Raw genomic sequence first — 6,526 nt, 5'->3', positions numbered from 1 at the left:
GATCTTCGGCAACGACCCGAACTGGGGTCGCGTGCTCGCCGCCATCGGCACCACCCAGGCTGCCTTCGACCCGTACGACGTCGACGTCTGGATGAACGGTGTCCGTGTGTGCTCGGCCGGCGGTCCCGACCGCCCGCGCGAGGAGGTCGACCTGACCCCGCGTGCGACCGACCTCCTCGTCGACCTGCGGGTCGGCGACGCCGCGGCCACGATCCGCACGAACGACCTCACCCACGACTACGTCCACGAGAACAGCGCCTACGCCTCATGAGCGACATCGATCTTCAGGACACTGATCCCGCCCAGGCGAGTGAACGGGCCGTGACGCTCGTCGAGTCGCTGCCGTGGGTGCGCAAGTACCGCGACCAGGTGGTGGTCGTGAAGTACGGCGGCAACGCCATGGTGAGCGACGAGCTGCAGGACGCGTTCGCGGCCGACATCGCCTACCTCCGCTACGTCGGGGTGAAGCCGGTCGTCGTGCACGGCGGCGGGCCGCAGATCTCCTCCATGCTGAACCGGCTCGACATCCCGAGCGAGTTCCGCGGGGGCTACCGCGTCACCTCGACCGAGGCGATCGGTGTGGTGCGCATGGTGCTGACCGGGCAGATCAACCCGCAACTCGTCGCCAAGGTCAACGCGCACGGCCCGCTCGCGACCGGCCTCAGCGGAGAGGATGCCGGACTCTTCGGTGGCCGTCGCCGCGGTGTCGTGGTCGACGGCGTGGAGCACGACCTCGGTCGCGTCGGTGACGTCGTCACGGTCGACCCGCAGCCGGTCCTCGATCACCTCGCCGCCGGCCGCGTGCCGATCGTCTCGTCGATCGCGCCCGACCTGGACAACCCGGGCACATCGCTCAACGTCAACGCGGATGCCGCGGCGGCCGCGCTCGCGGTCGCGCTCAACGCGAAGAAGCTCGTCGTCCTCACGGACGTGCCCGGGCTGTACGCGGATTGGCCGAACCGCGATTCGCTCGTGTCGCACCTGACGTCGACCGAGCTGCGCGCGATGGTCCCGAAGCTCGAGTCGGGCATGATCCCGAAGATGCAGGCGTGCCTCGACGCGGTCGACGGGGGAGTGCCCACGGCCGCCATCATCGACGGGCGAGTGCCGCACTCGGTGCTCGTCGAACTCTTCACCAGCAAAGGAATCGGAACGGAGGTGGTCGCGTGAACGCGGACACGACACAGGAATCCCAGGGCTCGCGCGGCCCGTCCTGGCAGGAGGATGCCGGGCGCGACCTCGTCCGCAGCTTCGGCGACCGCATGGCCCTGTTCGTCCGCGGTGAGGGCGCGTACGTGTGGGACGGCGACGGCAAGAAGTACCTCGATTTCCTCGCGGGCATCGCGGTCGACTCGCTCGGCCACGCCCACCCGGCGTTCGTCGAGGCCGTGGCGACGCAGGCCGCGACCCTCTCGCACGTCTCCAACTACTTCGCGACGCCCCCGCAGCTCGCGCTCGCCGCGCGTCTCAAGCGGCTCGCCGGCACCGGGGATTCCGGGCGCGTGTACTTCGCCAACTCGGGCGCCGAGGCGAATGAAGCGGCGTTCAAGCTGGCCCGACTCCACGGGCGCGGCACCGACCGGACCCGCATCCTGACGCTCAAGGGCGGGTTCCACGGCCGCACGATGGGCGCGCTGGCGCTCACCGGTAAGCCCGCGCTCCAGGCCGACTTCCTCCCGATGATCGCCGGCGTCGAGCACATCGACGCGACGATCGAGGCGCTCGAGGCCGCGGTGGACGAGCACGTCGCCGCCTTCATCGTGGAGCCGATCCAGGGCGAGGCCGGTGTGGTCGAACTGCCCGAGGGGTACCTCGAGGCGGCCCGGGAGATCACCGCGCGCCACGGCGCGCTGCTGATCGTCGACGAGATCCAGACCGGCGCGGGCCGCACGGGCGCATGGTTCGCGTTCCAGCACGCGGGGATCGTCCCGGATGCCATCACGGTGGCGAAGGGCATCGGCGGCGGGTTTCCGATCGGCGCCCTCATCACGTTCGGCGCGGCCAGCGACCTGTTCTTCCCCGGCACCCACGGCTCGACCTTCGGTGGCAACGCGCTCGGTACCGCCGTGGCGGGCGCCGTCCTGCAGGAGATCGAGTCCGCGGACCTCGTCGGCAACGCCGCGGAACGAGAGGCGCAGCTGCGCGACGGCATCGCCGTCCTCGGGTCGCCGCTCGTCGCCGGTGTGCGCGGCCGGGGTCTCCTCCTCGGCGTGGCGCTGACCCACCCGGTCGCGAAGGCCGTCGTGGCCGCGGCGCAGGAGCACGGGCTCATCGTCAACGCCGCGAACGACGAGACGATCCGCCTCGCCCCGCCGCTCATCATCGAAGACGCCGAGATCGCCGAGTTCCTGGCGCTCTTCGGCGCCGCGCTGGCCACCGTGGCCGATGCCCTCATCATCGAAGGAGTTCCCGCGTGACCCGCCACCTGCTGCGCGACGACGACCTGTCCCCGGCCGAGCAGGCCGAGATCCTGGATCTCGCGATCGAGCTGAAGAAGGACCGCTGGGCCCAGAAGCCGCTGGCGGGTCCGCAGACCGTCGCCGTGATCTTCGACAAGTCCTCGACCCGCACGCGCGTGTCCTTCGCGGTCGGCATCGCCGATCTGGGCGGTTCGCCGCTCATCATCTCCACCGCGAACAGCCAGCTCGGCGGCAAGGAGACCCCCTCCGACACGGCGCGCGTCCTCGAGCGGCAGGTCGCCGCGATCGTGTGGCGCACCTACGCGCAGGCCGGCCTCGAGGAGATGGCCCGCGGGACCCGCGTCCCGGTCGTGAACGCTCTGAGCGACGACTTCCACCCGTGCCAGCTGCTCGCCGATCTGCTCACGATCCGTGAGCACAAGGGCGAGCTGAAGGGTCTCACGCTCTCGTTCTTCGGCGACGGCCAGAGCAACATGGCGCACTCCTACGTACTCGCCGGGGTCACCGCCGGGATGCACGTCCGCGTCGCGTCGCCCGCCGATTACGCGCCCCGCCCGGACGTGATCGCGGATGCCGAGCGCATCGCCGCCACGACCGGCGGTTCGATCACCTTGATCGACGACCCGGCGGCCGCAGCATCCGGGGCCGACGTCGTCGTCACCGACACGTGGGTGTCGATGGGCAAGGAAGAGGAGAAGATCGCGCGCATCCGCGATCTCGGCGGATTCAAGGTCACCGCCGACCTCATGTCCCGCGCCGACGAGGACGCGATCTTCATCCACTGCCTCCCCGCCGACCGGGGCTACGAGGTCGAGGCCGAGGTCATCGACGGCCCGCAGAGCGTCGTGTGGGACGAGGCCGAGAACCGGCTGCACGCCCAGAAGGCGCTGCTGGTGTGGCTGCTGCGCCAGGACTGACGTCGCGTGCGAACCGGGCGTGGCGCCGTTTCGACGGCCCCGCCCGGCTCGTCGGGATCGATCTGGCGCGCGGACTCGCGGTGCTCGGCATGTTCGCCGCGCACCTGCTGACGATCGAGGAGGCGTTCGCTCCGGACGATCCCGCGACGTGGCTCGACGTCGTGAACGGTCGCTCCTCGATCCTGTTCGCGACTCTCGCGGGCCTGTCGATCGCGCTCGTCACCGGCGGCCCGCGTCCGCTCGAGGGGCCAGCGCGCACCCGAGCGTCGGCCCGCTTGGCGATGCGCGGCGGGTTGCTGTGGGGGATCGGTATCCTGCTGGTGATGACCGGGGTCCCGGTGTACGTAATCCTCCCGGCCTACGCCCTGTTGTTCGCGCTGTCGTTGCCGTTCCTGGGCCTGCGGTCGGGCCGGTTGTTCCTCGCCGCGGCGATCGTCGCGGTGGTGATGCCGTGGATCCAGCCGTTGCTCGACGCCGCGCCGATCTGGTCGGGCCCGGCAGGAGACGACCTCGCCGCGTTCGTGGGCTGGCACTATCCGTTCCCGGTGTGGATCGCCTTCCTCCTCGCCGGGATGGGCGTCGGCCGACTCGACCTCCAGCGGGTGCGCGTCCAGGTGCTGGTCGCGGTGGTCGGGATCGTGGTGTCCGCCCTCGGCTACGGTCTGGCTCTGGTCGCGCGTCCGGGAACCCCGTACCTCGCGGCGGTCCTGACCGCGGAGGCGCATTCCTCGGGACTGGGCGAGGTCATCGGCTCCGGCGGCTTCGCGATCGCGGTGATCGGGCTGTGCCTGCTGGTCTGCCGCACGCCGGTGCGGTGGGTGGCGATTCCCCTGCGCGCGGTCGGCTCCATGCCGCTGACCGCGTACGTGGCGCACATCGTCGTCTGGGCCGTGTTGGCGGCCGCCGTTCTCGGCGACACCTCCGACCTGTCCGGGGTGCGGGAGGCGGGTCTCTTCCTCCCGCTGGCCGTGGGAATCGTCGTGGGCTGCACGGCGTGGGCCCTTCTCGTCGGCCGAGGACCGCTCGAGGCCGTGATTGACGGATTCGTGCGTCGCGTGGTCGGTCCCCCCACCCGACCGGATGCCACGCCCCCGGCGGCCGCGGTCTGAGCGGCCGGGTGGTGTCCGCCGCTCTCGCTAGGCTGGGAGCATGAGCAGTGAGACCGGTCAGGGCACGAACGAGGGCGCGCTGTGGGGCGCCCGTTTCTCCGGCGGGCCGTCTCCCGAGCTCGCCGCGCTGAGCCGCTCCACCCACTTCGACTGGGACCTCGCGCTCTACGACATCGCGGGGTCGCACGCGCACGCTGCGGCCCTCGAAGCCGCGGGGTACCTCTCCGCCGATGAGGCCCGCGACATGCACGCCGGTCTCGACACTCTCGCCGATCGCGTGCGGGCGGGCACGCTCGTCGCCGCCCCCAGCGACGAGGACGTGCACGGTGCGCTCGAGCGCGTGCTGATCGAGACCGTGGGAGCAGCCCTCGGCGGCAAGCTTCGGGCGGGCCGCAGCCGCAACGACCAGATCGCGACGCTCGTGCGCCTCTACCTGCTCGATCACGCGCGCACGATCACGCGCGAACTCCTCCGCCTCATCGACGCGCTCGTCGCGCAGGCGACCGCGCACGAGTCGGCCATCATGCCCGGGCGCACGCACCTGCAGCACGCGCAGCCGGTGCTCCTCGCGCACCATCTCCAGGCCTACGGCTGGGCGTTCGTGCGCGGCATCGAGCGTCTGCGCGACTGGTCCGTGCGCGCCTCCGTCTCGCCGTACGGCGGCGGGGCGCTCGCCGGAGCGACGCTCGGCCTCGACCCGCAGCTGGTCGCCGACCGGCTCGGCCTCGCCCGCCCGGCCGAGAACTCGCTCGACGGCACGGCATCGCGCGATGTCGTGGCCGAATTCGCCTTCATCGCGGCGATGATCGGCGTCGATCTGTCCCGCCTCGCCGAAGACGTGATCCTGTGGAACACGCGCGAGTTCGGGTTCGTGACCCTCGACGACGCGTACTCCACCGGGTCGAGCATCATGCCGCAGAAGAAGAACCCCGACATCGCCGAGCTCGCGCGCGGCAAGGCCGGCCGGTTGATCGGCAACCTCTCGGGCCTGCTCGCAACGCTGAAGGGCCTCCCGCTCGCGTACAACCGCGACCTGCAGGAGGACAAGGAGCCCGTGTTCGACTCGGTGCGCACCCTGGAGCTCGTCCTTCCGGCCTTCTCGGGCATGATCTCCACCCTCCGCTTCCACACCGAGCGAATGGCGGAGCTCGCCCCGCAGGGCTTCTCCCTCGCGACGGACGTCGCCGAGTGGCTGGTGCGGCAGGGGGTGGCGTTCCGCGATGCCCACGAGATCTCGGGCGCTCTGGTCCGTGCGTGCGAAGAGCGCGGGATCGGTCTCGAGGATGCCGATGACGCCCTGTTGGCATCCGTCTCCCCGTCCCTCACGCCGGACGTGCGCGGAGTGCTGACCATCGAGGGGTCGGTCGCGAGTCGCACGGGCGCGGGCGGCACCGCGCCCGACCGCGTGGCGGAGCAGCGCACCGAACTGGTCGCCCGGGCGCAGTCCGCGGCCCACGCCCTGTCCCTCTGATTAGCCAAACACTTATAAACCCGCCCCCATAAGCAATACGCTTATCCCATGACCGCCGCCGTGATCGCCGATATCGTCCGCTCGCGAGAGTTGAACGATCGGACGGCCGCGCAGCGCGCGATCGAGAGGGCGGTCGCCCGCGCGGAGGTCGACGTCCCGCTCGCCGTCACCCCTCTCACGGCCGTCGTCGGCGACGAGCTGCAGGCCGAGTATCCGACGGTCGCCGCCGCGGCGGCGGCGCTGCTCCTCGTGCGCCTGAACCTGCCGGACGGGGTCGAGTGTCGTTTCGGCGTGGGCGTGGGCGACGTCCGCCCCGTGGAACTGGGCGACCGGACGATCCCCGAAGGGCCCGCGTGGTGGGCCGCGCGCGCCGCGATCGAGCGGATCGAGGCCGTGCAGCAGCGCGTCGCGCCGCTCGCGCGCACGTGGTTCGAGGCGCATGAGGGCGCGGATGCCGAGGTGCGGCAGAGCGTCGCGCTCGCGAACGCCTACGCGCTGTCCCGCGATCAGCTCGTGTCGTCGATGAGTGAACGCGCGCGGCGCTTGACGTACGGCCGATGCCTCGGCCGGTCGCAGCGCGAGCTCGCCGGAGACGAGGGCATCACCCAG

The 6,526-nt window shown here is 71.3% G+C and carries 7 protein-coding genes; all 7 read left to right on the top strand.

The window, feature by feature from the left end; genetic code table 11:
- Positions 1–271 (top strand): bifunctional ornithine acetyltransferase/N-acetylglutamate synthase (locus I5G_RS11155; protein ID WP_026095859.1); only part of this gene is annotated, 271 nt, incomplete at its 5' end.
- Positions 268–1,170, top strand: a complete 903-nt coding sequence (gene argB / locus I5G_RS11150) for an acetylglutamate kinase (protein ID WP_022879121.1) — start codon at positions 268–270, stop codon at positions 1,168–1,170. The genes I5G_RS11155 and argB, both read left to right, overlap by 4 nt.
- Complete coding sequence (locus I5G_RS11145) at positions 1,167–2,417, top strand: acetylornithine transaminase (protein ID WP_022879120.1); 1,251 nt, start codon at positions 1,167–1,169, stop codon at positions 2,415–2,417. The genes argB and I5G_RS11145 overlap by 4 nt, the downstream gene beginning before the upstream one ends.
- Entirely contained in the window at positions 2,414–3,337 is a 924-nt protein-coding gene (gene argF, locus I5G_RS11140; RefSeq protein WP_022879119.1) for an ornithine carbamoyltransferase, read from the top strand. The genes I5G_RS11145 and argF overlap by 4 nt, the downstream gene beginning before the upstream one ends.
- Positions 3,316–4,446: a heparan-alpha-glucosaminide N-acetyltransferase domain-containing protein gene (locus I5G_RS11135; RefSeq protein ID WP_022879118.1), complete on the top strand. Its 1,131-nt coding sequence runs from the start codon at positions 3,316–3,318 to the stop codon at positions 4,444–4,446. Before argF ends, I5G_RS11135 begins: the two co-directional genes overlap by 22 nt.
- Before the next feature lie 40 nt (positions 4,447–4,486).
- Positions 4,487–5,917: an argininosuccinate lyase gene (gene argH / locus I5G_RS11130; RefSeq protein WP_022879117.1), complete on the top strand. Its 1,431-nt coding sequence runs from the start codon at positions 4,487–4,489 to the stop codon at positions 5,915–5,917.
- 48 nt (positions 5,918–5,965) lie between these two features.
- On the top strand, positions 5,966–6,526 hold a 561-nt coding region (locus tag I5G_RS11125), incomplete at its 3' end, for a SatD family protein (RefSeq protein WP_022879116.1).

Origin of the sequence: Microbacterium sp. B19, from assembly GCF_000333395.1 — a bacterium.
Taxonomy (GTDB): Bacteria; Actinomycetota; Actinomycetes; order Actinomycetales; family Microbacteriaceae; genus Microbacterium.
The sequence above is the reverse complement of the archived record's forward strand: the minus strand, read 5'-3'. Positions and strand labels throughout refer to the sequence as shown.